General features: G+C 47.1%; 17 protein-coding genes and 1 pseudogene. 9 read left to right on the forward strand and 9 right to left on the reverse strand.

The window, feature by feature from the left end:
- Nucleotides 1-307: 307 nt before the first annotated feature.
- Together HMPREF1091_RS02525 and HMPREF1091_RS08505 are read right to left on the reverse strand one after the other, a co-directional pair.
- Complete coding sequence (locus HMPREF1091_RS02525) at nucleotides 308-1,081, reverse strand: FGGY-family carbohydrate kinase (protein ID WP_255345452.1); 774 nt, start codon at nucleotides 1,079-1,081, stop codon at nucleotides 308-310.
- Nucleotides 1,079-1,336 (reverse strand): annotated as a pseudogene (locus HMPREF1091_RS08505) (FGGY family carbohydrate kinase); the annotation flags it as partial. The pseudogene HMPREF1091_RS08505 and the gene HMPREF1091_RS02525, both read right to left, overlap by 3 nt.
- Before the next feature lie 176 nt (nucleotides 1,337-1,512).
- Here HMPREF1091_RS08505 and HMPREF1091_RS02530 point away from each other — a divergent pair.
- From HMPREF1091_RS02530 to HMPREF1091_RS02555, 6 genes are read left to right on the forward strand one after another with little or no spacing between them, the layout of a single operon-like run.
- Complete coding sequence (locus tag HMPREF1091_RS02530; RefSeq protein ID WP_002563265.1) at nucleotides 1,513-2,103, forward strand: TetR/AcrR family transcriptional regulator; 591 nt, start codon at nucleotides 1,513-1,515, stop codon at nucleotides 2,101-2,103.
- A gap of 58 nt (nucleotides 2,104-2,161) precedes the next feature.
- A complete protein-coding gene (locus HMPREF1091_RS02535) occupies nucleotides 2,162-3,901 on the forward strand; it encodes an ABC transporter ATP-binding protein (protein WP_002563266.1) in 1,740 nt (579 codons plus the stop codon).
- Between the two features lie 3 nt (nucleotides 3,902-3,904).
- Entirely contained in the window at nucleotides 3,905-5,626 is a 1,722-nt protein-coding gene (locus HMPREF1091_RS02540; protein WP_002563267.1) for an ABC transporter ATP-binding protein, read from the forward strand.
- Nucleotides 5,627-5,639: 13 nt separating this feature from the next.
- The gene (locus HMPREF1091_RS02545; protein WP_002563268.1) at nucleotides 5,640-6,221 is read left to right on the forward strand and encodes an MptD family putative ECF transporter S component; all 582 of its coding nucleotides are present in this window, start codon (nucleotides 5,640-5,642) and stop codon (nucleotides 6,219-6,221) included.
- Nucleotides 6,221-6,907, forward strand: coding sequence for an energy-coupling factor transporter transmembrane component T (locus HMPREF1091_RS02550; protein ID WP_002563269.1), 687 nt, complete (start codon nucleotides 6,221-6,223; stop codon nucleotides 6,905-6,907). The genes HMPREF1091_RS02545 and HMPREF1091_RS02550 overlap by 1 nt, the downstream gene beginning before the upstream one ends.
- Complete coding sequence (locus HMPREF1091_RS02555; protein ID WP_002563270.1) at nucleotides 6,901-8,286, forward strand: ABC transporter ATP-binding protein; 1,386 nt, start codon at nucleotides 6,901-6,903, stop codon at nucleotides 8,284-8,286. The genes HMPREF1091_RS02550 and HMPREF1091_RS02555 overlap by 7 nt, the downstream gene beginning before the upstream one ends.
- Before the next feature lie 95 nt (nucleotides 8,287-8,381).
- Here HMPREF1091_RS02555 and HMPREF1091_RS02560 read toward each other — a convergent pair whose 3' ends face one another.
- From HMPREF1091_RS02560 to HMPREF1091_RS02570, 3 genes are all read right to left on the reverse strand, one after another.
- A complete protein-coding gene (locus tag HMPREF1091_RS02560; protein ID WP_002563272.1) occupies nucleotides 8,382-8,810 on the reverse strand; it encodes an HD domain-containing protein in 429 nt (142 codons plus the stop codon).
- 115 nt (nucleotides 8,811-8,925) lie between these two features.
- Entirely contained in the window at nucleotides 8,926-9,426 is a 501-nt protein-coding gene (locus HMPREF1091_RS02565) for a CarD family transcriptional regulator (protein ID WP_002563273.1), read from the reverse strand.
- A gap of 198 nt (nucleotides 9,427-9,624) precedes the next feature.
- On the reverse strand, nucleotides 9,625-9,816 hold the full coding sequence (locus HMPREF1091_RS02570) for a hypothetical protein (protein ID WP_002563274.1): 192 nt from the start codon (nucleotides 9,814-9,816) through the stop codon (nucleotides 9,625-9,627).
- A 172-nt stretch (nucleotides 9,817-9,988) separates the two neighbouring features.
- Between HMPREF1091_RS02570 and HMPREF1091_RS02575 the strand changes: the two genes are divergently transcribed.
- The gene (locus HMPREF1091_RS02575; RefSeq protein WP_002563275.1) at nucleotides 9,989-10,738 is read left to right on the forward strand and encodes a nitroreductase family protein; all 750 of its coding nucleotides are present in this window, start codon (nucleotides 9,989-9,991) and stop codon (nucleotides 10,736-10,738) included.
- Nucleotides 10,739-10,898: 160 nt separating this feature from the next.
- Complete coding sequence (locus tag HMPREF1091_RS02580; protein ID WP_196792748.1) at nucleotides 10,899-15,734, forward strand: S8 family serine peptidase; 4,836 nt, start codon at nucleotides 10,899-10,901, stop codon at nucleotides 15,732-15,734.
- A 102-nt stretch (nucleotides 15,735-15,836) separates the two neighbouring features.
- On the opposite strand, the gene HMPREF1091_RS02585 is transcribed toward HMPREF1091_RS02580, so the two are convergent.
- The 4 genes from HMPREF1091_RS02585 to HMPREF1091_RS02600 form a co-directional block, all read right to left on the reverse strand.
- On the reverse strand, nucleotides 15,837-18,797 hold the full coding sequence (locus HMPREF1091_RS02585; RefSeq protein ID WP_002563277.1) for an ABC transporter permease: 2,961 nt from the start codon (nucleotides 18,795-18,797) through the stop codon (nucleotides 15,837-15,839).
- Nucleotides 18,798-18,809: 12 nt separating this feature from the next.
- Nucleotides 18,810-19,505 carry an ABC transporter ATP-binding protein gene (locus HMPREF1091_RS02590; RefSeq protein ID WP_002563278.1) on the reverse strand — a complete coding sequence of 232 codons (696 nt, stop codon included), beginning with the start codon at nucleotides 19,503-19,505 and terminating at the stop codon, nucleotides 18,810-18,812.
- Between the two features lie 203 nt (nucleotides 19,506-19,708).
- On the reverse strand, nucleotides 19,709-20,758 hold the full coding sequence (locus HMPREF1091_RS02595) for a sensor histidine kinase (protein WP_002563279.1): 1,050 nt from the start codon (nucleotides 20,756-20,758) through the stop codon (nucleotides 19,709-19,711).
- Nucleotides 20,749-21,510: a response regulator transcription factor gene (locus HMPREF1091_RS02600; RefSeq protein WP_002563280.1), complete on the reverse strand. Its 762-nt coding sequence runs from the start codon at nucleotides 21,508-21,510 to the stop codon at nucleotides 20,749-20,751. Before HMPREF1091_RS02600 ends, HMPREF1091_RS02595 begins: the two co-directional genes overlap by 10 nt.
- Nucleotides 21,511-21,821: 311 nt before the next feature.
- On the opposite strand from HMPREF1091_RS02600, the gene nifJ reads away from it, so the two are divergent.
- On the forward strand, nucleotides 21,822-25,361 hold the full coding sequence (nifJ, locus tag HMPREF1091_RS02605) for a pyruvate:ferredoxin (flavodoxin) oxidoreductase (protein ID WP_002563281.1): 3,540 nt from the start codon (nucleotides 21,822-21,824) through the stop codon (nucleotides 25,359-25,361).
- The last annotated feature ends 112 nt before the right edge of the window (nucleotides 25,362-25,473 follow it).

Raw genomic sequence — 25,473 nt, forward strand, 5'->3', positions numbered from 1 at the left:
CTGGCGATAAAAGAAAAGTGCTTTGCAGTTCCATCGTTCAGTTTTGTCGTTCTATACGATTTTGTAGTGCGATTAATGTTTCTGTTGTCTTTCAATCAGGAGATTAGGCCAATACTTTGACCTTCAAATAATCTGTATAGTATTTGCGCTGTGTGGTAGAAATTTGCGGGTGAACGCACGCAACATATGAATGAATTTGTTTGAATTATGTATATGTTGGCTGCTGAGCGTGTCGTTTTGCAACGGTTCCGTATGTGTGGTGTTCCAGTCTGATTTGTTGCTTTACCAAGTAAGCTAACACGATGTTTTAATCGTCAAATAAACTCTTTTCAAAGCCGTGGATAGCTTCTGTAAGTGGCTTATACCTGTAGTTATAAAACAATCTAAGCCTGTGAGATCTGTCTTTGTTTGGTGTATAAACAACGGTTTTGAAATTACAATAGGCATCAAGCTTGTTACGTCGTGCTGTGGTGATAATGGATCCACATGCTACGGCTTCCGTAAGATCACAGCCTACTATTTTCTTATCGAGAATATCAGCTTTCAGTTGCATCCATAAAGGATTTTTGATAGCTGGTCCAATAACTTTAATAGTTTCATAGCCAGAGAGTGCCATATGAGAATACAGCCCATATAGTTCGCATGCTATACCAAGGTGTATAGCAAATAGGAGATCGGTGCGGCGTGTATTCTCGGTAAGGCCATAGAACACCCCCTGAGCTTTGCTTGATCGTACTGGGGGTCCGCTACCACGAAGGTGGGGGATAAAGATTTCATTGGGAAGAGTAAAGTTCTTGCTCAGATAGACATCACGTAACTGTGGAAGAATAGTTTGATTAAATACATCTAGAGGAATGTCGAGCATATCAAGAGCCCATTCAAATGACAATCCCGCAGCAGGCAATGACGCATACAGAGAATATGTGCCATCATTAAGATACATGCCATTAGTAATCTGATATTCATGTTGATGGCTGCCGATTTTTGGCTTTTCTGCAACAGCTAAAATGCCCTCGGATGTACCGGTGGAATTGAGTAGTTCTGTATCTGGCTGAAGCAGACAAGCAATTGAGCCAGACATGTGGTCATGTCCGGTTACTGCAATTTGGCAGTTGGAGGATATGCCGGTGGTCCGAGCGATTGAGTCCTTAATGACGCCTCTGAAAGTTCCGCTTTTGACAAGAGGTGGAAAAAGTGTATGAGGCAGATCAAAATAGTCCAAAATTTCAGCCGATATTTCAAGACTATTGATGTCGAGAACGGCGGTCCGAGAAGCAAGAGTGATATCTTGACCAACAGCGCCGCATAAGACCCAAGCGATAAAATCAGCCATGGGAAGCCAGGTTTTCTTCTCGTTTACCGTTCATTTGCCGCCATTTGCTGTTTTTGAATACAACAAATTTGTTTTTCCTATAGTTAGCTCCAGTTAACTATATAATTAGTTTTTATCGACGTATGCGTCGGTATGGTGGGAAAGTAACGAGTGCTGGATGGTAAAAGAGAGAACTTGGTATGGTTGCAAAAGAACGTTTAAATCCACAGGATAGAAAAAAGGAAATTAAACAGGCTGCCGCCCAAGTTTTTATCGAGAAGAATTTTATACACACCACTATGGAGGACGTGATTGCAAGAACCACGCTTTCAAAAGGTGGCGTATACCACTATTACAAAAGTACCACGGACATTTTGTACGACATCATGCTGGATGGTATTGACTATAGAAATGATGTCATAAAAAGCACCATGGATGACCTTGTCGAGGGTAAAGAAGACGAGTTTATGGTGTGGCAGATGTACAAAAAGATTATTGATGATACTCCTTCGATGGAAATCTATGTTCAATTTTTGCTTGCCAAAAGAGATAACCCCAAGCTTGAAGCGTTGTTTAAGGAGCTTCAGGAAAAGACGCGAGAAGGACTGTCCAAAACTATGGGGCATGGTGCTGATGCAATGCACTCCGATGAGTTTTTTGACTTTCAAACGTACCTTATCAATTCATTCATTCTCGGAGCGGTAGTTCTTGGAGGGAGAGACAGCTTCAAAAAGAATAGTCCACAGCTTTTGGCTGGTCTTGCTGCGCTAATGGCGCCAGCCAAGCAATAAACACTACATGCCAAAGATGGCATCGCGGCATTGTAATAGACAGGAGAAAGTAGGCGATATGAACATATATAAGCGGATGTTTGCATATGTCCCCAAATCCAAGTGGAAGGGGTATTTAGCAGTCCTCTTTTCCGGCGTATCAGCACTTATGATTGTTGTCGGATACTTTTTTGTATACCGAATTCTGGTTGAGCTGTTGGCGACACAGAACCTCACACAAGCACGAAATCTTGCTCTTACGACTATGGTAGTCCTTACGCTTGGAGGTGTTCTCTACTTCCTGTCCGGCTTGTTTTCACACATGCTTGGTTTTCGTCTTGAGACCAACCTTAGGAAAAAGGGCATTGATGGCATCAGTAAGGCTAGCTTTAGGTTTTTTGATACCCATCAATCTGGCGTGGTGCGTAAAACCATTGACGATAATGCCGTTAAGACGCATACCTCTGTAGCGCATATGATTCCCGATATGGGACAGGCGTTCCTTACTCCCATCTGCGTGTTTATCATCAGCTTCATCATAGACTGGAAGCTCTTTGTAGCACTTCTTGTCATGACGGCGCTGGGCGTGGGCCTGATGGCAAAAATGATGGGTGGAGAAACCAGCTTCATGCAAATCTATCAGGACGCCCTGCAGAAGCTGAGTGGTGAAACCGTTGAATACGTCCGAGGTATCCAGGTTATCAAGATTTTTAAGGCTGACGTAAAGTCCTTCAAGGCGCTCTACGAAGCAATACAAAACTATGCAAAATATGCCTATGCCTACGCGCAAAGTTGTCAGATTCCGTATGTGACCTATCAGTGGCTCTTTTATGGGATTGCTGCAATTGTCATTATTCCAGTTGTCCTGTTTTTATCGGTGTTTTCTGATCCCGTCTTTCTGATGGTTGACCTCATTATGCTGCTCTTCTTGTCCGGCATCATCTCGGTGTGTTGCATGAGAATTATGTATGCAAGCCAGTATATCTTTGAGGCAACCTATGCACTCGACACCCTTGAGAAGCTTTACGCAGAAATGTTTGAGGACAAGCTCTCCTTTGGCACAGAGACCGCGTTTTCTTCCTACGACATTGCCTTTGATCAAGTTTCATTTTCCTATGGCGAGAAAAGCGTCTTTTCTGATCTATCCTTCTCGCTAGAACAAGGGAAAACCTATGCACTGGTAGGATCGTCCGGTTCTGGTAAGTCTACCATTGCAAAGCTTTTGAGCGGCTTCTATAAGGTTGATTCTGGTGCCATCAAGATTGGTGGAAAGAGCATTGAGTCCTACACAGAAGAGACAATGACAGAGGCTGTTTCGTTTGTCTTCCAAGATCCCAAGCTTTTTAAGCTGTCGATTTATGACAACGTTGCCCTGGCAAAGAAGCATGCCACGCACGATGAAGTTATGCAGGCGCTTTATCTTGCCGGCTGTGACGATATTCTCGATAAATTCCCCGAGAGAGAGCGTACGCTTATTGGGTCTAAGGGTGTTTATCTCTCTGGTGGAGAAAAACAGCGCATTGCCATTGCCCGTGCCATGCTTAAAAATTCCCCTATTGTAGTCATGGATGAGGCATCAGCTGCTATTGATGCAGATAACGAATACAAGCTCCAGCAATCGTTTAAGAACTTGATGAAAGATAAGACCGTCATTATGATTGCTCACCGCCTGTCGAGCATCCAGGATGTCGATGAAATCATCGTCCTTGAACAGGGTGCTCTTGTTGAGCGTGGTAGCCATGCTGAGCTTATGGCACAGGATAGTACGTATAAACAGCTGGTTGAACTCTATAACACAACCAACGATTGGAGGTTGTAGGATATGAGAGAGCATCTTAAAAAGAAATTTCAGCTCACAGATGAGGGCGTAAAAGGGACGCTCCATGCTATTAAGCTGTCATTCATAGTGTATTGTCTTCTTTTGGCTCCAGTGTGCCTTCTTATGCTTTTAGGCAATCAGCTCATTTTAGGAAACGTGTCAAGTACCTGGGAGTATATTGGCATTGCCGTGGTGGCTTTGGCGCTGTTGTTTATTGCACTCTATTTTGAATATGACGCTATGTTTAATGCCTCGTATAGGGAAAGCGCTAATTTGCGCATTGATATCGCAAAGACACTGGCCAATCTGCCCTTGAGTTATTTTTCCAAGCACGATCTGTCAGATCTTGCCCAATCCATCATGCAAGATGTTGCAACTATTGAACATGCCATGAGCCATTCAATTCCTAAGATATATGCATTCTATCTTTTTATTCCTGTTATAGGGTTTATGCTGCTCTCAGGAAATGTGTGGATGGGGCTTGCTGTTATCGTTCCAGCTCTTTTGCGCGTCCTTGTGCTCGTGATATTTCAAGATCAAATAGTTTCTGGAAACGCCCAATACCATCAGGTGCTGAGGGATAATTCGGAAAAATTCCAAGAAGTCATTGAAATGCACCAGGAAATTAAGGGATATAACCTATCGCAAAAGATCCAGTCTGAGCTTAATGCCCAGATGGAGTATAGCGAGAAGGTCCATTTGGCTAGTGAGACTAAAGCCATTATCGCGCTCTCTACTTCTTCTCTCTTCTCGTTTATAAGTCTTGGTGTTGTCCTGGCAGTGGGCACACAGCTCCTTATTGGTGGCCAGATCAACATCTTGTATCTGCTGGGCTATGTACTTGCTGCCATGAAGATTAAAGAAGTGGTTGATGTTTCAAGCGAAGGCTTCATGGAAATTCTTTATGTAGCAGCTCCTGTTGCTCGCATTAAAGAGATTAAAGAGGCAGTTTTGCAAGAGGGTCAGGATGTAGATTTGAGCTCGTTTGATATTGAGCTCAACCACGTTTCTTTTGCCTATGACGAGGACACGCCCGTTTTGAAGGATGTCTCATTTACCGCCAAGCAGGGCGAAGTCACAGCGCTTGTGGGTGCATCCGGCTGTGGTAAGAGTACGCTGCTTAAGCTTATTTCTCGTTTGTATGACTATGACGCGGGCTCAATTTGCATTGACGGCCAAGATATCAAAGCTATCAGCACAGATTCTTTGTTTGATAAGACGTCCATTGTGTTTCAGGATGTCATCCTCTTTAATACCTCCGTCATGGAAAACATTCGTATTGGTAGGCCAGACGCAACAGATGAGGAGGTGATTGAAGCAGCACAGCTTGCCAACTGCATTGAATTTATCGATAAAATGCCCGAAGGTTTTGATACCTCTATTGGCGAGAATGGCGCAGAACTCTCAGGCGGAGAACGTCAGCGTTTGTCTATTGCTCGTGCCTTCTTAAAGAATGCGCCAATTTTGATTCTTGATGAAATTGCGGCAAGCTTAGACGTTGAAAATGAGCAGAAGATTCAGGATAGCTTGAATAAGCTCATTCAGAACAAGACGGTTATTGTTATTTCTCATCGTTTGAAATCGGTGGAAAACGTTAACAAGATCGTTGTGTTAGATGATGGTCACGTTGAAAGCGTGGGGAGCCATCAAGAACTGATGTCTACGTCAGCGATATATCAAAACCTGATACAAAAGTCTCAACTGGCTGAAACATTCAGCTATTAAGGAGTGTTTATATATGGATACGCAAAAACTAAAGGTCAAGGACCTGGTCACCATTGGTGTTTTTGCTATCATTTATTTTATTGTCTACTATGCAGTGGGCATGATTGGACTCGTTCCCATTTTGTACTTGGTGTTCCCCGCAGTATTTGCTGTTGTGGGAGGCGTTATTGTAATGCTATTCATGGCAAAGGAACAAAAGCCATGGGCGTTCTTCATTTTTGGTACGCTTCCTGCTCTTATCGGCTTTATAGCAGGCCATACGATTCTTTTCCTTGGCCTGTCAGCTCTTTTGGCGCTTATTGCTGAGTTTATTCGTCGTCAAGGTAACTACAAGTCTTTCAAGTACAACATGCTTGCCTATGCTATTTACAGCATGTGGCCTGCTGGCTCTTTAATGCAGATTCTTTTAATTCCTAGCATTGTGGACTTGCTTTCTCAAGCGATGGGTGCAGAGTATACCAACGCTTTGTTCATGCTTGTTACCTGGCCAAATATGGCTCTGGTCTATGCATCAGCATTTGTTTGCGGTATTGCAGGTGCCTACATTGGAAAGTTCTTCCTCAAGAAGCACTTTGAAAAAGCAGGAATTGTTTAATGAGAGCGTTCCTACAAAAGATCGCCAATCCAAACCCAGTAACAAAGCTCCTGGTAGTTTTGTTACTGGGTGGTACTATGGTCAGGCTGGTACCAAATATGTGGGCGCTTGCCATTGTGGCTATCATTTCTTGCTATTTTTGCCTACACGGATTTGTTAAAGATGGCATAGTCCTCATGGTTATATCAGTGATTCTTTATGAAATTCCCAACTATGATGTTGTATTTCACCTTCCATTTGCGCTTAAGGTAATACTTTCGTTAGTGATAACACTGCGAGTACTCCTACTTCCAATTGTGGCGGGTAGTTTTTTGATACGAACCTCTGATGTGGGAACCATTCTTTCGTCAATGGACATGCTAAAGATTCCTCAGGCGATTTCCATTCCCATTGCGGTAATGTTTCGCTTCTTCCCCTCATTTCATGAGGAGAGAAAACATATCAAGTGGGCTTTGCAAATCAGAGGTATAGCTGTTTCTAATCCACTTTCGTATCTTGAGTACGTAACCGTGCCTCTGTTGGTTATCTCTTCCAATATCGCAGATGATATTGCCAAGGCAGCAGAGGTCAAATGTATAGAAAACCCTGTTAAAAAAACGAGGTATATCAAGGTGCCGTTTGGTGTGGCAGACCTTCTCTATCCTGGGTTGATTATCTCTTGTGTGATGATGGGTTGGCTATGGTAGAAATCAAAGATATGAGCCTTGCTTACAATCAAGATGCTCCGGTCATTTCAAAGCTTTCTCTGGACGTAGCTCCCGGGGAGTGTGTTTTGATTGCTGGTACAAGCGGCTCAGGTAAATCCTCAATCATAAATGCCATCAACGGCCTCGCAACGAGATACGATGGGGCAGCAGTAACTAGGAGTGTTGCCTACAACAACAAAGATATTTCTCAGATGCAGATCTTTGAAATAGCTCAGCTTATCTCGACTGTTTTTCAGAATCCAAAAACGTATTTCTTTAACGTTAATACCACGCTTGAGCTGCTTTTCTACCTTGAAAACCTGGGTCTTTCTCGAGAAGAGATGGACAAGCGCATGCACAAGATGCTCTCGCTTTTCCCGATTGAGCATCTACTAGACCGCGATATCTTCCAGCTGTCTGGAGGAGAAAAGCAAATCTTGTGTGTTGCCTCCTGTTATATGGCAGGCACGCAAACAATTTTGCTTGATGAGCCTTCTTCCAATCTTGATGGCGCGTATATAGATCTTTTGGGAGAGGTTCTCAAGCTGCTTAAAGCCGAAGGTATCACGCTTATTTTGGCGGAGCATAGGCTCTATTACGCCATGGATATTGTTGACAGAATCGTGTATGTGGACTCAGGCGCCATTACTCAGAGCTTTACCAAAGCTGAGTTCATGGATTTGTCGGAAGATGAGCGAAAGGCATTGGGTCTCAGAGCAGCCAAAAAGCCAACACTGTGCTTGGATTTGGATACTCAGGAAGGTGATCTGTGCGTTCAGAAGCTTACCCGTCCCTTTAAGACTCAAAAGAGCTGTTTGGAGATAGATGAGCTTTCCTTTAGCTTGGGAAAGATCTATGGAATCGTGGGCAATAACGGCTGTGGAAAATCGACCTTTGTGAGGTCTTTGATTGGTGTCGAGAAGGAATCGAAGGAAATCGTTTCTTTTAAGGGGAAGCCTCTTTCAAAAAAGGAGCGCATCAAGCTATCTTCTCTTGTCATGCAGGACGTCAATCATCAGCTGTTTTCTGATGAAGTATCCAGTGAGGTTGCCCTTGGCACAAAGCAGGTAGATACGGACAAAGTCCTCAACTTGCTAGAGCATCTGAACCTTTCTGAGTATAAAGAACGTCACCCTTTAAGCCTTTCGGGCGGTCAAAAGCAGCGCCTTGCCATTGCCTCGGTACTCTACGATGAATCAACGTTCATCTTTTTTGATGAGCCAACAAGTGGTATGGACTTTGCCAATATGGTGCAAATTTCTAAGCTTATTAAGGAAGCCTCTCACGAGAATAACATTATCTTTATCATCTCTCATGACGTTGAGTTTTTGAATATGACAGCAGATTACGTGGTAGACATGAGCGTTTATCGACACTAGCTGCTGGAGCGCTTAAAAATATCTGTTCAGAGTCTGTTTGATGAAGGATACCGCATTCGCTCATGTCCGGCGCAAGAACCCAAACGTGAAGGGCATTAGTGAGCGCCAGATAAAAGCATATATGCTTTCCTATATTTTTCCACGCGCTTAAGATCTGCCACAGTAATCTGTGGAAGACGCTCCAAGTTCATGTTGTCACACAAATCAGCCATTTTTACCGCTTTTGCATCTGTGTCACACGCTATGTTCTCGACATACTCCATGTAGAGGACGCCTTGTTCATGAGTAAGCAACTCCACAATCTGAACGATACGTTCACTAATACCCTGAGCAAGTAAATCATCTGCAGTAATGGAAGTGTCTTCAATGACATCGTGGAGTAGTGCTGCTGCTTTTTGCGTATCAGTAGCACAGTTTGCAGCTACACGCTTTGGGTGGTCTATATAGGGCTTGCCTGCTTTATCAACCTGTCCAGCATGAGCTTTAGTAGCTATAGATAGGCTCAGTTCGACTTGTGATTGCATGGCTGGTCCTCTCGCTTTGCCATATACGCAAGATTATTAAGCAAGATCAAGGATAGACACCCAAATATACTCTCGCTGTAATAAGAGCAGGCACTACGTATAGGAGCTTCTCATTTTAGGTAATGCCAAGAGAGATGCCGTACTTTGAGGCAAACTCATCCTTAATTTCATCAGGCGATACCTGCAGGGCAGCTGCAAGCTCAAAGAGACAACGAGAGCTTGCCAATTTAAAAATACGCTGATGGTAGATGGAGGGCCGCTTATTTTGCGACCGTGCTTGAGAAATGCGTGACCTGAAAGTCTTTGCAATGCGTAGCACATCTTCACATGAGCCTTCACGAATTGCCTGCTTATAATACGACTCTTCAAGCGAGGCATTCTTTTGTTCACAGACAGTGAGCTTGACATTGGGATATTCTTCAATCAACGAGCGAGCGTCCTCTTGAGAAATAACAGACCTCAAACGACCTTCTTGTGCCAAAGGAAACGTAATCTGAGTGTTGTGTTTTTTACTCAAGGGGACAAGACAATACGAATCGGATTGCTGATGCGAGACATCGATTACTTGACAAACTCCTTGACCGGGATGAACGACAAAGTCACCAACGCTATACATAACTTAACCCCCTTCGGATTAAGATAATTATAGCAAAATTTGTAAAAATAGGCACATTAACTGCACAAATATTAATTACTGAATAAAAATATGAAGCATTCTTATTTACAAAATATAAAAAATGTGCGCAAAAATATTCTTTTTTGAGAGATGTAGGAGCTTATTTGTCTGGAACTCAATCGCAGGTGCTAAACAGTTTTAGTCTGATGCGCCCTGCGCTTCGGTTTGAGCGGCTTGGGCGGCAGGCACGTTTGCGTTGGGCTGATTTACAGGCTTGTTGGCAAGGTATAGGGCAACAAGAATGCCAAAAATAATAAGCCCAACAAGTCCTATGGTGCCGGTCTTTTTATACGTACTTACTGGTACCGGTCTTTCCGAACAACGGGACATGACATACCCCCTTACAAGGCAAAATGCTGCAGAGGCACAAGCAGTAAAACACTTCTATATACATCATAGACATTTGCAGCCAGCATTAAAACAACAGCTTAGAACGTATAGAGCGCCTCAGTTTTTGGGCATAAAGGTGTAACAAAGCTTATATTTATCGGAGATGATTGCTATGTCTTTAGCGCCCACAACCAATAGTATGGAGCTTATCCGTCAGAGGCATGCGGTTCGTTCGTATACCGCCCAGCCTCTGCCACAAAGCATAGTTCAAGCACTGCAGTATGAGGTAGATCAGGTAAATGCAGAGTCTGGTCTATCCTTCAAGCTTATGGTCAATGAACCTACTGCCTTTGCTGGTTTCTTGGCCCATTATGGTAAGTTTTCCGGTGTGTCTAACTACCTTGTCATTGCAGGACCTCAAGACAAACATCTTGATGAGCTCTGTGGTTACTATGGCGAGAAGGTCGAGCTTAAAGCAGTAGAGCTAGGCCTTAATTCATGCTGGGTGGCGCTGACGTTCTCTAAAGCAAAAGTAAAACAACTAGTAGCTTCTGGGCATAGACTTTTGTGCGTCATAGCACTGGGTTTTGGCACTACTCAGGGCGTACAGCATGCCTTTAAGTCAGCAGCATCGCGTTTTGTGGGACTTCCCTCTACTGCGGCTTCCTCTAATAAGAAGGAGCGTACGTGGTTTGAGGCTGGTTGTGAAGCTGCAAAATACGCACCAACCGTGCTTAATCAGCAGGCCTATTGCATTACTCAAACGTCAGAAACTACCGCCCGGATAGAAAACAAAGGCGGCCCTAGTTCTGGCATTGATTTAGGAATTGTGCGCTATCATTTTGAGCTGGGTGCAGCACATGGAGCAGGTCAAACCACTTTTGTGTGGGACAATCCACTTCCTCGGCTGATAATAAAATAAAAAAGATAGAGTTTCCAGAAGCTAACTTTGATACTATACATATTTACCACGGCTAACTTTTTATAACATATGCCCGTACGCGCAGATGTTTGCTGCGTTTGTCGGTGACAAAAATAAAGTAGCCATATCTATAGGTCTCATGTTAGACGATTGGAGAATCATGCCGCCAAGTTCACTTGGGAGCTCAAGGCAGCTTATGCGTAAGATCTGCGTAGCTGCTGCGAGCTTTTTGTTTGCTCTTATACTTTGTGCCCTTCCTTCAACTGGGGCATATGCTGCCGTACCAAGTACGGTTGTTCAAAAGCAAGACACGCAACAGCCAGCGTTGCCAGAAGGGATGGCAACCTATGTTGTAACGCTTAAAGATGCTTCGCCAGATATTGCTGCTGGTCAAACACCCGATCAATATATTGCGTCCTTGCAACAGCATGCGCAAACTACACAAGCAGACCTCATAGCGTTTCTCGATAGTAAACAAGCTACTCAAGAGGTACACTCCTATAAATCGTTTTATATTATCAACAGCCTCAGTGTGGTAACTACCGCCGATGTAGCAGAGCAGCTGCGTGCTCGTCAGGATGTTGCGCAGGTTGTTGTGAGCGGAGAAGTGCATACGCAAAAGCCGGTAGAGGGCAAGACCGCAAAGCCGAGTTTGCGTTCTGATTTCTCGCTTTTTGATATGTTCAGTGCCAAGGCATACGTTCCTTGGAACCTTAAAACCATCATGGCAGATAAGGCGCAGGCAGAAGGTATGAATGGTGCCGGTGTTGTCGTTGGAATTATTGACTCCGGCGTAGATGCAACACATCCTGCTATCAAGAATGCATGGCGTGGTAACACTCCGGGTATGGAAGCTACCAGCTGGTTTGATGCGAACAATCCCTCTGATCGCACATCGCTTCCAACCGATGCTACGGGTCATGGCACCCATGTTGCAGGTACCATTTTAGGAACTGATCCCCAGAACAAGTCGCTGTTAGGCGTAGCTCCAAAAGCCCAGTGGATTGCCGCCAAGGTTTTTGACTCAGAAGGTGAAACCTCACTTGACAGGCTTATTGCAGCCGGTGAGTGGATGATGGCACCCACAGACGAGAAGGGCATTGCGCACCCAGAACTCCGTCCTCAGGTTATCAACAGCTCCTGGGGTGGCAAGTCAGAAAATGAGTTCTATAGGGACATCCTTAAAAAGTGGCGCGCCGTTGGTATTTTGCCGGTTTTCTCGGCAGGTAACGTAAGCAGTTCAAATGCCGGTGGTGAGGGTTCTATTGGAACGCCTGCAAGCTACCCCGAGGCCTTTGCAGTTGGCGCGCTTCGTAAAGACGACAAGATTGCTAAGTTCTCTTTGCGCGGGCCTTCCGACTATGAAGGGGACATCAAGCCTGATATCAGTGCTCCGGGCGTTAACATTTTGTCGTCTGTTCCCAACAATCTGTACGCCTTGCGCTCTGGTACCTCTATGGCAAGCCCCCATGTTGCTGGCGTTGCTGCTTTGGTATATCAAGCAAATCCTCAGCTGACGCCAGACCAGGTAGAGCAAATCATCACATCTACCGCAACACCCTTGTCCGATGAGGAAAATGTATCTAAGCCTAACCATGCGTACGGCTATGGCAAGATCAATGCGTACAATGCCGTTAAAGCAGCTCAAAAAGCTAAGGAGAGCGGTTCGGCAGACGTAAACAACAACGGTCTTGCTACGCTTAGCGGTAAAATCTTGGCTCCCGGTCAGGACGAGGGAGCAGCCACCATCAAGCATTCTACGCTCAAGACCATGTTTAACTCTGCCAACTTTGACGTGCAGGCACAGGTGTCTGACGACAATGGCGTTAAGAGTGTGGTGTTGTATCTTGCCAAGGACGGCTCTGACAATTATACCGAGCACCCCATGACCCTCATAAAGGGCAGCAAGAAGGATGGCGTGTATTCGGCAACGCTCAAGCCCTCTGATCTTGCGGCTACGGGTGGTAGCGTAACCTACTATATTGCCGCGGTAGATGTAACCGATAAGACCAGCAAAACTACTACAGCTACCTGTGCCGTTAAAGATGGTATTGGAATTGGTTACAAGAATGACTTTGAGGAAGAAGTAGACGGCTTTGAGTTTGGTGGTAAGACACCTATGTGGGAGTGGGGCACGCCACACTCCGGTCCTAACTCTGCAGCTTCTGGCTCCAAACTGGTAGCAACTAAGCTCGATGGTACCTATAAAGGTCTTAAAGACACCCTGCTCATCACTCCTGTTATTGACTTGAGTAAGGAATCTCGCTCTGCGGTGCTGCGGTTTAAGCATTGGTATGAGCTTGGTGTTGGAGATAATGCCTTTAACGACACCGCTGAGGTGTGGGTAGGCGAGCTCCAAAATGAGGGTACGGATAGCGAGAAGTACAGCTATAAAAACGTACAGCTTTACAAGTACTCTTCTCATAATGAGTGGAAAGACGAGTATATAGACCTTTCTGCCTATAAGGGTAAGAAGGTAGTTGTGATGTTTGCTCTTCGTCATGGTGGCGGCTTTAGTGAGCGCACAGAAGCCGGTTGGTACATTGACGACCTGGCTATTGAAGAGGCATCAAATGAAATGCCCGCAACGCCTTCTGGTAATGTGGACCTTAGGGTGAGGAATAACTACCGCGTATCCTATGAGTTTGATCCTTTGGACAATCCTAAGATTACGCAGTACAACCTCTATCGTTCCACCTCTCCAACAGGTGATTTTGTAAAGGTTAGCTCTATTGATAAGCGCACTGCAGGCAGCTATACGGCCAGGCTTGTTGATGAGCCCACGCCACAAGAAGGCACGTACTACTACTGTGCTACTGCACAAATTGGTGAGCGCGAAAGCGCAAAGTCTGAGGTTAAATCTGTAACGTTTACCCAGGGCACTAAAGTTTTGAGCTACAACTTTGAGAAGGACGACGACGGATGGACATCTCCCGCGGATGCCAAGGGCACTGCTTGGACACGCGGTACGGTGGACAGCCCCAATCCCTTCCCAGATTCCAAGGTTGGTTCCATGCCTTCTCCCGATCAGGCAAAGGGTAAAAATCCCGATAGTCCTACGGTGTGGGGAACAGAGCTCAACACCTTCCGTAAGGCAAATGCAACCTACACGCTTGTCTCGCCAACCATGGACTTGTCCAAACTGACGAGTGCGCGCGTGTATATGCAAATGTGGTACAACACTACGGGTCGCAAGGGCGCTGATGAGTGGAGCGTCTATGATGATGACCGCGGCAAGATCTTAATCAGTGCCGATAACGGCAAGACGTGGGAAGAGCTCTTTAACCTTGACGATAAAACGGTTGAAGAGAAGAACATCAATGGTCGTAATCGACTCAAGAACTACTGGTTCCTCGATGGTTTTGATATTCCTCAGAAGTATCTGACCAACAGCTTTAAGATGAAGTTTGAGCTGTCTACAGGCTCTGAAGTGGACGGCGCAACCGCTGGCGGTTGGTATATTGATGATGTTTCTATCTTTGATACCGCGCCAAAGAATGAGATTGTTCCTCATGCAGCTGGCGCACAACAGGATGCGGGTGATGACGCATCCACTGCTTTGGCAGTTCCTGAGACCGCTCATGAAAGTCACACCGCTTTGGCCCTTAGTTCAACTTCCGGGACCTTTGCTCCCACGCAAAAGCCTCTTATTCCTGTAGAGGGCACTGTTACGCTCAAGGAATTGGGTACCAAGGTGTCCAGTGAGCCTGGCAGCGGCAACTATAGCCTACAAGCTCCTGCTGGAACCTATACGGCAGTGGTAGAGGCAGAAGGTTATAGCACCAAGGAAGTTCCTGTTACGCTTACAGAAAAAACAACGACGGTACAAGATGTCATATTGTCTGATATCAAGTTGGGTTCTGTGAGCCTTACGGTAACCGATGGTTCCAACAAGTCCATTCCTGAAGCACAGGTCAAGTTGTATCGTGACAATGTTGGAGACCCATCGTATGCAACCTCTGCAGCTTTTCCTGCGACGATAGAAAAGGTATATCCCGGCAGCTATACCATGGTGGTTTCTGCTCGTGGTTATCAGAGCGTTACACAAACTATTACTGTGGCAGAAGATCAAAAGCTGCAGCTTGAGCCTATCAAACTGGCTCAGTTTGATACCTCTGGAGATAACGGCAAGACCAGCACCCTGTCACACGATGATGGCAGTGCAGAGTCCTATCTCACCGACGTAAAGGACGGCAGGAGCCTTGGCGTGCTTGTCTCTAACGATAAGCCCGTGGAGATCAAATCTGTTCTTATGTATCTTGCGCCTCAAGATGGTGCTGCGCCGTCAACGCAAAAGTTCAAGGTGAGCATTTACGATAAGAATCAGCCCGACGGCTATCCTGGTAAGGTTTTGTTTGGACCGTATGAGGTAGAGGTACAGCCAAAGCAGGGTTGGAATGAGGTTGTGTTACCGGAATCGGTGCAGGTAAATGGCGATTTTGTCATTGCTTACACCCAAGTAGGGGATGAGAAGCAAGGGCCTCGCATGTGTGTTGATGAGAGCACGGCCGGTCTTGGCCATTCTTATCGCATGGTAAATGGTGCGTGGAATGATCCAGATGATAAGGGTTCGTATATGATGCGCGCAGTGGTGGCGCCGGTGGTAGCTTTGCCGCTGCCAGATGATCCGTCTACACCGGATGACCCCTCTACACCCGACACGCCCGACACTCCGGATAATCCTGACAATCCGAGCAACCCATCCACGCCGGATACGCCCGACAATCCCTCTACGCCGGATGTACCTTCTACACCCGACACTCCATCCACTCCTGACACCCCTCAGGATCCGGGCACCAGCCAGCCTTCTGGAAAGACGGCTGCTAATCAAACAGCTCAGTCTCGTGCTGGCAGCATGAAGACAAAGTCTTCCTCAGTGTTGCCAAACACTGCAGACAGCTCTTCCAAACAGGCATCACTTGTTGTAATGAGTGCAGCACTGCTAGCACTTGGAAGCGCTTATTTGCTACATAAAAAGCTGTATGAGCAGGAGTAATGCCAATACAGTACTGAGTTAGTAGGAAGCTCTCGAGGAGGTTGAACTTCTCGAGAGCTTTCGTTTTTAGATAGGCTCGATGATCCGGACAATATCGATAAGCTAGATGACTTCGTTTCGTAAAACCTCAACGACGCTAGTAGCGCGTGTCTTGCGCAGTGCATATACCACACTGAGGATCAGAACCACAATGACACAAACCGACGCATCCAAAAGTAAAGAAACTGGCACTTTGAAGGTTGCAAAATTGCTGCTCAGTGCTGACATATGGACTTCTGCAATTACTGACTTCCAAAAAATCCAACAGGCACCAAGAGAAATCACTGCTCCTATCGCCAGTCCACGCAAGGCATAGCTGAGACACTCACACACTATCATGCGTTTAAACTGTTTCTCGTCCATACCAATAGAATGGAGCACTGCAAATTCACGCGTGCGCAGCAGTATGGAGTTGCACAAGGTGTTAAACACGTTTGCAATGGCGATAAGAACCATGATGGCAGTAAAGAGAACAAGAAAGAGGAGCAAAGTTTGGGTGACGAGCTGGGCATTACGACGGTTGGTGCTCAGATCGGCAAGCTCATACGCATTGCTTTTAAGGCCAGCATCACGCAGGGCATCACGGAGTTTTTCTGCTGCCTCAGCGGAGTTTTGTGCCGTGTAAAACAGGTGCATCATAGTGTTGTCATTGGCGGGCATGAGCTTTTTGCCAAGCTCTGGTGCGAGATACATCACCAGGTCGCTGCCGGACCCTTGCGGTAGGTAAGGAGCTTCGGTTTTAATGTTTTGTACCTTTGCAATGCTGGTTAGCTTGGTGACGGAGATCTCGTTGCTCAACGTGTCAAGTGTCACATAGCTGGGTTGATCAGTGGTCTTAGAGGTATGGGAACTTGTGTTCACGCCAGAGCCGGTATTGGTATCAGAACCGTTTGCGCTTGCTTGTTGTTCATCAGGATAGATGGGCGTAACCATGCGACCAGCGGAATCGAGCAACAAAGGAAGGCTGCGTTCACGTGACCAGCTATAGAGCTCCATAGTAGTAGGTGAGTCAAACGGTTCAATCATCTGCTGATTCTCGTCTATAAACGCGACAAGGGAGTTCTGTACCAGTGCGCCATTTGTTTTGTCTACCTTATATTTTTCTGCAAGCTTGTTCCAGCTTGCTTGACTCGGAACACGTATCGAAAGAGGAGCTACAAACACATTGCTCTGTTTGTCGTAGTTTGTGTAGCCCTGTGGCGTTGATCTAAAGTTTTCAGGAGAATCGCTGAGGTATGAGCGCATACTCTGTGTGAGTGAACTGCCATCTATTGCAGCTGATGCTTGAAAATCAATTTCGCTTTCCTGGCGGGTCAGTCCTGCAATGCCACTCTCAACACGCTCAACAATCTTGGCGGATTCCAGCGCAGTATAGTCCTTGCTGGAATACAGAGAAAGACTCAGATCTGCATCAGAATAGCTATTTTGTACATTGATGAGGGGCACTATAGTCCGAATAAAATTACCGGTAATAACGATAAGTGCCACGCTTATTGCTAGAGAGACCACAATGGTAGTTCCACGAGAGCTTTTGCGTGAGAGATTGCGTGAACTCAGCATGCCTGCAACACCAGCAAAATGCGCATACCATCCGTGTGCCTTTGAGCTCAGCTTGCGGACGCGCCGCTTGCTCATCTTGATGTCGGCTGTTTGGCGAATAGCGCTTATGGGAGATTGCCTGCTGGCCCGTGCTGCAGGAACAGCGGCTCCAATGAGAAGTACCAGCAGTTCAAAGATAGCGGCGAGGGCTAAAGCAAAACCATTTACATGTAAGCTGACCGTTTGGTTAGTACCGTAATTGAGCAATGCCGTAAAGCCTTGCTTAGTAAGCTGTAAGGTAAGAGCAACGCCGCAAATTCCAAACACAATACCAAGAGGAATGCCAATGATGCCAATCAGCAGAGACTCCAAGTAAACGCAACGCCACATCTGTTTTTTGGAAGCGCCCAATGAGGACAATAAACCAAATTGACGGGTGCGCTCTGCAACGGAAATAGCAAAGAAGTTATAGATCAATACGATTGATGCGATACTAATAAGTACGGCAAGGAACAGGCCAAAGTTCCACAGGGCATCCCAGTTTGAGGATTGCCCGCGCAAACCCTGGTACTTCATTAAGTTGGTATGAAAAATCGTTCGTGTGACGTCGTTAGGATCCTCTAAGGAAGTGGAGGACTCGTTGTTAGATGCACCATTAGTATTGGTACCGGTGCTTGGGCCAAGAATGTTTTGCACAAAGTCTGTTACTTCATCCTGTGTTGAGAAGTCCGTCATCTCAAACCAGACCATGCCTTTACCCTGAGTGGCATAATTGGCAGACTGAGAAGAGGCAAGGGCTACCAGTATGTTATCTCCGGCAACCAATGAGTCCCCATAAAACGCGGTTGAGGTTTCGTAAAAGCCACTTACGGTGTAACTTTGGGTTTGTGTGCTATTGGTGTCGCTGTCGGAGTCGTCGTTGGCATGACTGCTATCAGCGCCTGTGCTGTTAGTTGGTTTGACATAGATGGTGCTACCAACGCCGATCTTCTCGTCAGACCACAGGTTGGGATCTGTAAATTTGACATCCTTATAGCGTTCGGGGAGGACTACTTCATTGGTTTGCGAGGGATAGGAGCCTTCTGTAATGGTAGGCGTAATGGTCAAGCCGCGCGCAGCATCCGCTGTTCCTTTGAGCTGTTGTGGGAGGGTGCGGATTTGAAACGTACCATTGTCAGATCTGGTATAGGTATCACCAGAAAGGCGCGTGCTACTGAGCACCGTGGAGCTTGCTGCAGTTTTGGTGTGTTGGCTTGCCACCAGCTCATCAACTTTTTTGGGATCCACATTTTGTGACATAGCACTCCATGATCCCTCATAAGCAATGGTGCGCTTGAGCATGGCTGCATGGAGGCTCGTTACTGTGGTAAATACTCCACAGATAAGTGCGGTGGACAATACCACGCCCACAATAGAAACAGCGGTGCGAGTTTTATTAGCGCTGAGTGAGCGCTTGGTAAAATTAAACAAAATGGAGTTCTTCATGGCTGTCACCGCCTATAAAGAACGCGAGGAACTATGACGCTCATCAGAAACAATGCGTCCATCTTCTATGGCAATAACGCGCGATGCCATGAGCGCCACATCCTCGTCGTGTGTAATTATGACTAAGGTCTGATTCAGATTTTTGTTACTCGAACGAAGGAGCTGCATAATCTCGGCAGAGTTTTTACTGTCCAAATTGCCCGTAGGCTCATCGGCTAAAACAATAGCTGGCTCATTCATCAGGGCGCGCCCAATTGCCACGCGCTGCTGCTGTCCGCCAGAAAGTTGATTGGGCAGGTAGTTCTCATAGCCGTTGAGGTTGAGTGCATACAACAGCGTCTTGAGTCGCTCATCGTTTACCTTACGACCGTCTAAACGCATGGGCAAGGTCATGTTTTCCGTGGCGGTAAGCACCGGAATCAGATTATAAAACTGATACACCAGGCCCACTTCACGACGGCGGAAAATAGCGAGCTGTTCATCATTGCGTGCATAGACATCTTCACCATTAAGGCGCACTGTGCCTGAAGTGGGACGATCAACACCGCCCAAAAGGTGCATCAGAGTTGATTTTCCTGAGCCTGAGCTGCCGATAATAGCAACAAACTCGCCGCGTTCAATCTCAAAGCTCACATCGTTTAAGGCGGTGGTCTGTGCTTGGCCACTGCCGTATACCTTACTTAAATGTTCAACCGTAAGAAAGCTCATCGTTCCTCCCTTAACAGATGGATGGTTAGGTTCCATCCTGCCAAACCAGTCTGTCAATTGCGTGACAAGCAGATGACAGTTTTGTCATTGTGAGCGTGTGCTTGGTTGGATGCGTAGTTTTATCTGGCGGTTTCAGCGGCTCCAGCGACTCTAGCGGCGTAGGCTTGCTCAGTTACCGTATGTTCTTAGCTGCGCGACCTTGTTTAGACAACGGCTTTATAAAACGCAATCTCAAAGCAGGCACCCGTAACCTGCCCGTTAGCATCCTTGTTATTAAAGGCACGGATGCGCCCATCTTGCGCAAAAATTATTGCCTGTGTTAAGGAAAGGCCAATGCCTACCCCTGCCGGGTTAACGGCAGAGCTCGTCTCATCCACAGGAGTTGTGCCCCGATAAAAGCGCTCAAAAATATGGGGGAGTTCTTGTTCATCAAAGCCACTACCAGTATCGGTAATACTAATGCGACAGGCCAAAGTATCTTCCGTGGCAGTTACGGTAATGCTGCCACCTGCAGGGGTGTGCTCAAGACAATTTTTAAAGATGTTTTGCAGCGCCTCGCTAGACCAGGCGGGATCGCCCTTAAAGCTGATGTCTTTATCGATAGACTGCACAACGGTAATATCGGCCAAATCTAGTGCTACTTCTAAGGGGCGTAGAGCGTTGCGTACTAAGCCGCGTACCTCGACATCCTTTTGCTCCAAGTGAATGGTTCCGGCGTCAATGCGCGCTAGGCGCAAGAGGGTTTCTATGAGCCAACACATGCGGTCAATCAGGCGCTCACCATGACGCAAACGACGTGCAATCTCGGGGTCTGACGTGTGCTTGCGGATAAGTTCCAGTTCAAGACCTAGACTGGTCATGGGCGTGCGCAGTTGATGACTAATGTCTGCTAATGAGTCTGCCAAAGATTGGCGCTCGGCTTCTAGCTGGGTATTTAAGCGCACGAGCTTGCCAAAGGTTTTATCAATTTGGCTACCCAACAAAGCTAGCTGCCCTTCACGCATATCTGCAAAGGAGAGCGGCTTGTCCGTGTGCAAAGCATCATCAATGCGCTGGGTTAGCTTGGCGATCTGTTTGGTATGCCACAGCATACAGCCCAAGTGCACGCAGCTCAGAAGCAGTGCCATGATGCCTACGATAAGCGCGCTCTTCTCGCCAGCTAACAGAGCAGCAACAAGTGTACACAGCAATCCCACAGCCAACAGACAGCCAAGCTCTATGCGCAAATGTTTGTTATGCAGCATTAGTTCCATGCTTCAGCCGCCTTATAGCCACGCCCGCGCACCGTTAGAATAATGCGAGGCTCTACTGGGTCGTCTTCCAACTTTTGGCGCAAGCGCTTTATATATACAGAAATGGTGTTGTCTCCTACGTAGGCACCCGCATCATCCCAAAGCGCTTCTCGCAAGGCATCGCGTGTTATGAGGGTTCCGGGATGCGCAGCAAGTACAAGCAGTAGGCGATACTCAATAGCGGAAAGATCAATTTCTGCACCGGCCTTGCTTACACGGGCTCGGGCTGTATCAATGATCACGTCACCCGTTTTAAGTAAGGATTCTGCTGCGGGGCGCTGTCGGCGCAAAATTGCAGCAATACGCGCCAGAAGCTCGCGAGACCTAAACGGCTTGGCAATGTAGTCATCGGCTCCCATGGACAGTCCCGTTACGGTGTTAAATTCATCACCTGATGCCGTCAAAAAGACCACGGGCAGATTGGGCTGAGCAGCTTTGATGGCTGAGCAGGCGGCAAAACCGTTGCCTTGCGTCAGACTAATATCCATAAGAACAATATCAAATGCCGCAGCCGTGGGTTTCTCGTGAGCAGTCGTAAGCTGCATCCTATTGCCACGCTGTATCTCACTACCAGGCTGTGCGCCGGTGGCGTAGGCAATGGCCGCGTCTTGCGTGTCACAGCACACTACCTGTGCGCCCTCGCTTATCAAGAGTTCAGAAAGCGTACGCACAATATCTCGGTCATCTTCTACCAACAAAATTCGGGCTTTCATGATGTGTCCTTATCTCTTTTCCTTATGCATACTTTATCTGAATTTGGAAATAAGCTTGTAGACGGATCCATGTACAAGCTGGTATAGAGCGTTTATATCCAAAGTATTAAGTAAATCCCACTTAACTTTAGGAAATTATCGAAAAAATAACTCACTCTATGCAGAATTTTCTTTTTTGGAACTGCTGTGCATGGAGTATTATTGAAGGGCATGGGCGTACCTTTAAGAAGGAAGGGTCGGCCATGTGCTTTATGAATGCTTTATTGATGCCGCTTGCATACGAGTGGTTCGCTATGTTCTAAGGAGAGGAAATGGCGAGAAAATTCAAATCCATGGACGGCAATGAGGCCGCCGCATGGGTGTCGTACGCTTTTACGGAAGTCGCAGGTATTTATCCCATTACGCCTTCTAGCCCCATGGCAGATCATGTAGATCAGTGGTCGGCGCGCGGGCTTAAAAACATCTTTGGAACCCCTGTCAATGTTGTAGAGATGGAGTCCGAGGGCGGTGCTGCTGGTACGATTCACGGATCTTTGGGTGCTGGTGCTCTTACCACCACCTATACCGCTTCCCAGGGCTTGCTCCTTATGATTCCTAATATGTACAAGATTGCTGCAGAGGGTCTTCCTGCGGTATTTCATGTGAGCGCCCGTACCATAGCTACGCATGCTCTTAATATCTTTGGTGATCATTCCGATGTTATGGCTGCTCGCCAAACCGGTTTTGCCATGCTTGCAGAAGGCAACGTGCAAGAAGTTATGGATCTTTCTCCTGTTGCACACCTTTCTGCCATCTCTGGCAAGGTGCCTTTTGTAAACTTCTTTGACGGTTTCCGCACGTCTCATGAGATCCAAAAGGTTGCTACCTGGGATTTTGATGATTTAGCAACCATGCTTGACCGTGATGCTGTCCAGGAATTCCGTGATCATGCTCTCAATCCAGAGCATCCAGCAGCTCGTGGTTCTCATGAAAATGGTGATATCTTCTTCCAGCATCGTGAGGCCTGCAACACTACCTATACTGAGCTTCCTGCCATTGTTCAGGGCTATATGGACAAGATCAATGGGAAGCTTGGCACCAGCTATCACCTGTTTGATTACTATGGCGCTGCCGATGCAGATCGCGTTGTCGTGTGTATGGGTTCTTTCTGTGACACTCTGGAAGAGGTTATCGACTACCTCAATGCTCATGGCGAGAAGGTCGGTCTGGTAAAGGTACGTCTATATCGTCCTTGGTCGGTCAAAGATTTTGTTGCCGCGCTTCCTGCAAGCGTTAAAAAGGTTGCGGTTTTGGATCGTACCAAAGAGCCTGGTTCCATTGGTGAGCCTCTGTATCAGGATGTAGTCTCTGCCTTGTATGAGGCTGGCAAGACTGAACTTGTTGTTGTGGGTGGCCGCTATGGTTTGGGTTCCAAGGATGAGCCCCCTGCGGCAGCCTTCTCCGTCTATGAAGAGCTTAAAAAAGACGCACCTCAGCGTGAGTTTACGATTGGCATTGTGGATGACGTTACCAACCTGTCCCTGCCCATGGATCCTGATGCTCCTAATACGGCCGCACAGGGTACTATTGAGTGCAAGTTCTGGGGTCTTGGTGGCGACGGTACCGTTGGCGCAAACAAGAACTCCATCAAGATCATTGGTGACCATACCGACAAGTACGTACAGGCCTACTTCCAGTATGACTCCAAAAAGACGGGTGGCGTAACCATTTCTCACCTGCGCTTTGGTGATGCACCTATTCGCTCTCCGTACTATGTAACCAAGGCAGACTTTGTTGCTTGTCATAACCCCAGCTACGTCATTAAGGGCTTCAAGATGGTCCGTGACGTTAAGCCTGGCGGCGCCTTCCTGCTTAACTGCCAGTGGAGTGATGAGGAGTTTAACAAGCACTTCCCAGCAAATGCTAAGCGCTATGTTGCCAAGAACAACATTTCTATCTACCTCATTGATGCAACTGATCTTGCTGCCAAGGTTGGCATGGGCAAGCGCACCAACACCGTATTGCAATCCGCATTCTTTGCGCTGGCAAACATTTTGCCTGCTGCCGATGCTTTGCAGTACATGAAGGATGCTGCCGAGAAGAGCTATGCTAAGAAGGGCCAGGCTATCGTCGAAGCTAACTGGAAGGCTATTGATGCTGGCGCTACCGCATTCCACAAGTTTGATGTTCCTGCGGATTGGGCAGACGCAAGTGATGAGCCCAGCCACCTGAGCCTTAAGGGCCGTGAGGCCATTGTAAAGCAGGTAAAGGAACTGCTTACCCCCATCAACCTTATGGATGGCGATTCCTTGCCCGTATCTGCCTTTGCTCACAACGCAGATGGTCAGTGGGAGCTTGGTGCGTCCCAGTACGAGAAGCGCGGCACTGCCGTATTGGTTCCTCATTGGGATGAAACCAAGTGCATCCAGTGCAACCAGTGCGCTTATGTGTGCCCTCACGCAACCATTCGTCCCTTTGCCATGACTGAGCAAGAGGCTGCAGCTGCTCCTGAAGCTACCCGTATGGTTGATCTCAAGATGCCTAAGAATACCGGCTATAAGTTTGGTATCACGGTCAGTCCTTTGGACTGCATGGGTTGCCACAACTGTGCAAACATCTGCCCTGCAGGAGCTCTGAGCATGGTTGCCCAGGAAGATGAGCTTGAACAGCAGCCCGTTTGGGATTACATCTATAGTGAGGTAAAGCAAAAGGACGAGCTGTTCTCCTCAAAGAACGTAAAGTCCTCTCAGTTCCACAAGCCTCTGCTTGAGTTCTCTGGCTCCTGTGCTGGCTGCGCAGAAACCAGCTATGCTCGTTTGGTAACGCAGTTGTTTGGCGATCGTATGTACATCTCCAACGCTACTGGCTGCTCTTCTATTTGGGGTAATCCTGCAGCTACATCGCCCTTTACGGTTACCGCTTGCGGTCATGGTCCTGCATGGAATAACTCTTTGTTTGAAGACAATGCAGAGCATGGCATGGGCTTTGAGCTTGGCTATGAGTCCCAGCAAAATCGTCTGGTTGCGGCAACACAGGCGTTGCTTGAGTCCGGTACGGTATCTGATGAGTTTGTAGAGGCTGCTACTGCTTGGATAGAGAACCGCAATGACAACGGTCGTTCACAGGATGTATCTGCGGCCTACATTGCTGCTCTTGAGGATAATGGTTCTGAGGCAGCTCAGGCAATTCTGGCAGACAAGTCCTTCCTCTCCAAGAAGTCCTTCTGGATCTTTGGTGGCGACGGCTGGGCCTACGACATTGGCTTTGGCGGCTTAGACCATGTTTTGGCATCTGGTCGTAACGTTAACGTCTTTGTCTTTGATACTGAGGTTTACTCCAACACCGGTGGCCAGGCTTCCAAGGCATCTAACTTTGGCCAGGTGGCACAGTTTGCTGCCGCCGGTAAGGACGTAAAGAAGAAGTCTCTTACAGAGATTGCCATGAGCTATGGCTATGTATACGTTGCTCAGGTAGCAATGGGTGCAAATCAGTCTCAGACGCTCAAGGCAATTGCCGAGGCAGAGGCATACGATGGTCCTTCTCTGATTGTTGGTTACAGCCCCTGCGAGATGCACTCCATCAAGAAGGGTGGCATGCAGCACGCACAGGAAGAGATGAAGAAGGCAGTCGAGTGCGGCTACTGGAACCTCTTCCGCTTTAACCCAGAGGCCGAGAAGGGCAAGAAGTTTAGCTTGGACTCCAAGGCTCCTAAGGAAGGCTACCGTGACTTCCTCATGAATGAGGCTCGTTATGCTCGCCTTACTACCGAGTTCCCCGAGCGTGCAGAAGAGCTCTTTGCTCGCAACGAGCAGGCAGCTATGGAGCGCTATGAGCACTTGCTCAAACTTAAGGAACTGTATGCCGAGCTGTAAGGTGTCTAAGTTCTAGTCTGCACATATAGGTGTTTCTTAAGAGCCGGAGGACAGATGTCTTCCGGCTTTTTTGCAAAAGGGGAACATCAGTAACGCGCAATGTCTTATATAA

Origin of the sequence: Atopobium minutum 10063974 (assembly GCF_000364325.1) — a bacterium.
GTDB classification, from domain to species: Bacteria; Actinomycetota; Coriobacteriia; order Coriobacteriales; family Atopobiaceae; genus Atopobium; species Atopobium minutum.

Bases quoted from the DNA above. Each gene is read 5' to 3' on its own strand.
- HMPREF1091_RS02530 (WP_002563265.1), top strand. From the start codon at position 1,513: ATGGTTGCAAAAGAACGTTTAAATCCACAGGATAGAAAAAAGGAAATT.
- HMPREF1091_RS02540 (WP_002563267.1), top strand. From the start codon at position 3,905: ATGAGAGAGCATCTTAAAAAGAAATTTCAGCTCACAGATGAGGGCGTA.
- HMPREF1091_RS02570 (WP_002563274.1), bottom strand. From the start codon at position 9,816: ATGTCCCGTTGTTCGGAAAGACCGGTACCAGTAAGTACGTATAAAAAG.
- HMPREF1091_RS02550 (WP_002563269.1), top strand. From the start codon at position 6,221: ATGAGAGCGTTCCTACAAAAGATCGCCAATCCAAACCCAGTAACAAAG.
- HMPREF1091_RS02555 (WP_002563270.1), top strand. From the start codon at position 6,901: ATGGTAGAAATCAAAGATATGAGCCTTGCTTACAATCAAGATGCTCCG.
- HMPREF1091_RS02560 (WP_002563272.1), bottom strand. From the start codon at position 8,810: ATGCAATCACAAGTCGAACTGAGCCTATCTATAGCTACTAAAGCTCAT.
- HMPREF1091_RS02565 (WP_002563273.1), bottom strand. From the start codon at position 9,426: ATGTATAGCGTTGGTGACTTTGTCGTTCATCCCGGTCAAGGAGTTTGT.
- HMPREF1091_RS02545 (WP_002563268.1), top strand. From the start codon at position 5,640: ATGGATACGCAAAAACTAAAGGTCAAGGACCTGGTCACCATTGGTGTT.
- HMPREF1091_RS02580 (WP_196792748.1), top strand. From the start codon at position 10,899: ATGCCGCCAAGTTCACTTGGGAGCTCAAGGCAGCTTATGCGTAAGATC.
- HMPREF1091_RS02590 (WP_002563278.1), bottom strand. From the start codon at position 19,505: ATGAGCTTTCTTACGGTTGAACATTTAAGTAAGGTATACGGCAGTGGC.
- nifJ (WP_002563281.1), top strand. From the start codon at position 21,822: ATGGCGAGAAAATTCAAATCCATGGACGGCAATGAGGCCGCCGCATGG.
- HMPREF1091_RS02600 (WP_002563280.1), bottom strand. From the start codon at position 21,510: ATGAAAGCCCGAATTTTGTTGGTAGAAGATGACCGAGATATTGTGCGT.
- HMPREF1091_RS02585 (WP_002563277.1), bottom strand. From the start codon at position 18,797: ATGAAGAACTCCATTTTGTTTAATTTTACCAAGCGCTCACTCAGCGCT.
- HMPREF1091_RS02525 (WP_255345452.1), bottom strand. From the start codon at position 1,081: ATGTCTGGCTCAATTGCTTGTCTGCTTCAGCCAGATACAGAACTACTC.
- HMPREF1091_RS02575 (WP_002563275.1), top strand. From the start codon at position 9,989: ATGTCTTTAGCGCCCACAACCAATAGTATGGAGCTTATCCGTCAGAGG.
- HMPREF1091_RS02595 (WP_002563279.1), bottom strand. From the start codon at position 20,758: ATGGAACTAATGCTGCATAACAAACATTTGCGCATAGAGCTTGGCTGT.
- HMPREF1091_RS02535 (WP_002563266.1), top strand. From the start codon at position 2,162: ATGAACATATATAAGCGGATGTTTGCATATGTCCCCAAATCCAAGTGG.